This is a genomic window from Gillisia xinjiangensis (assembly GCF_046298265.1).
GTDB classification, from domain to species: Bacteria; Bacteroidota; Bacteroidia; order Flavobacteriales; family Flavobacteriaceae; genus Gillisia; species Gillisia xinjiangensis.
Window position 1 is genome coordinate 1 of the sequence record NZ_JBKAHK010000020.1, and the last position, 1,724, is coordinate 1,724.

Annotated in this window: 2 protein-coding genes; both read right to left on the bottom strand. The window is 34.5% G+C overall.

The window, feature by feature from the left end:
* Nucleotides 1-295: 295 nt before the first annotated feature.
* Nucleotides 296-898, bottom strand: a complete 603-nt coding sequence (locus ACKGJN_RS16215; RefSeq protein WP_409540610.1) for a hypothetical protein — start codon at nucleotides 896-898, stop codon at nucleotides 296-298.
* 14 nt (nucleotides 899-912) lie between these two features.
* The coding region (locus ACKGJN_RS16220; RefSeq protein WP_409540611.1) for a hypothetical protein at nucleotides 913-1,724 on the bottom strand (812 nt) is incomplete at its 5' end.

Sequence of the window (1,724 nt, forward strand, 5' to 3'; positions counted from 1 at the left end):
ACCTGTACTTAAGGTAGGGGCGAAAAATACATTTTTGCTAATATACATTATTTTATTTAAGAAGAATGTATGGTTTCCCATACAAAAAGTAAGGTTTTCGCCATATTTCTGCAAAATTTCAACAAAAAAGCGCAACCAATCCTGATAGCTATCGGGAGATTGCGCTTTTACTTTTTAAAGTCCTCCCCTATTAGGGGGAGGGTTTAGGAGGGGTGAGTCGCTTACCTCACTTCTTCGAAATCTACATCTTCAACGTTTTTCTCTTTAATTGTATGCACAGGTAAATATGACTAACTCAATTTTCAGAAGGAGGAGGCAGAGGTAGGGGTATCAAAGGAACACTTAAAGCTATCCTTAATTCTAATGAATCTTTATGTTGAGCGTTTAAACTATCAAAATTAGTAATTAGCATTTTTAAAGATTCTATTAGTCTTTCCCCAGAATCGTAGTGATCCAATTCTATCTCCACGATAACCAACCCCGCTCTCTCTGCAAGAGTAGCTACGCGACCCTTATTTTCATACTGTATCCTCAATACCTCGTTTAACCGATTGAGAGGATAATCACGAGTAAGGGTGTAGACAGAGTCTTTTGTCATAGTTAGAAAATTTTTCCTAATTTTCAATCCCCCATCACTACGCATAAGAATAATTTTGACAATTCTATTCCCTTCTTCAACTTCTATATACGGCAGAGAATCATTTCGATGTATTCTATTCACATCCTTTATAATATCTATAAAATTATCACTCGACTGCAGGGTCACTCTTTTCAAATTGGAGCTATTAAAGTATAATTTGGAGGGATAGTATACGACATCTCGCTTTTCCTCTTCTGTTTTATTCTTACAACTTAGAATAATAAAAACTATACCTGCTAAATATACATACTTCTTCATCTATTTCTCTTTATTTAATTATCGCAGGGGCTAGTATATCCATCATTAAGAACTACATTGGATAGAATAGCAAGTTCATCTAATTCCGATTGCGATATATATTCAGCTTCTTTTCCATAATTTTCTAAACCCTCCCATGCAAAATATATATAATTAGATACTAGATGTAAATTATTGTCAAATTCCTTAAGCCCCTGAGCAATTGGATTTATAAAAAAATTGGACATGTAATAATGTTCAGCGGTAGTAGCGGGACCTTCAGTGTTTAAAGGATTATCGTAATATTCCCAAATATCGACGTACCAATTAAACTGTGCAGTAGGTAAAGGGTTTGGTCCGGCATTATTGGACAGTTTTATTCTATGTAATTCGGCATGAATAGTTTCATGCAAAATATCCCTAGCTAAATCTATTGAATTTGAATTAGTAAACAAACCGGTTCTTGCTAAATTAAATCGTATTTCTATAATTCCCTGCGGATCAGGAAGTGGGGTCCTGGCGTTTGCAGGATCATATGGATCATTATAAGTGGTAAATTTAATCTTGTATTTACTTCTATTATTAGTAAAAGCTTCTGAAACTTGCTTAAATAGATTATTACCTGAACTGATAAGCTCATCTAAAACACATTCCGCTTTTGTTCCGATAAAGCTAGGATCTTTTATAATTTCATTCTCAAAATCCACCTCCCCAACAGCCATAAAGGCACGAATGGCTTCCAATCCAAAGAATGTTGCTTCAGTGGTTTTATCCTCAATGAAAAAAAGATAAAGGTTATTTACCTTTTGTATTTCTATACTGGTTAAATCCCCATTGAGCCACATAG

Excerpts from the sequence above, each read along its gene's own strand:
- ACKGJN_RS16215 (WP_409540610.1), bottom strand. The coding sequence starts at position 898 with ATGAAGAAGTATGTATATTTAGCAGGTATAGTTTTTATTATTCTAAGT.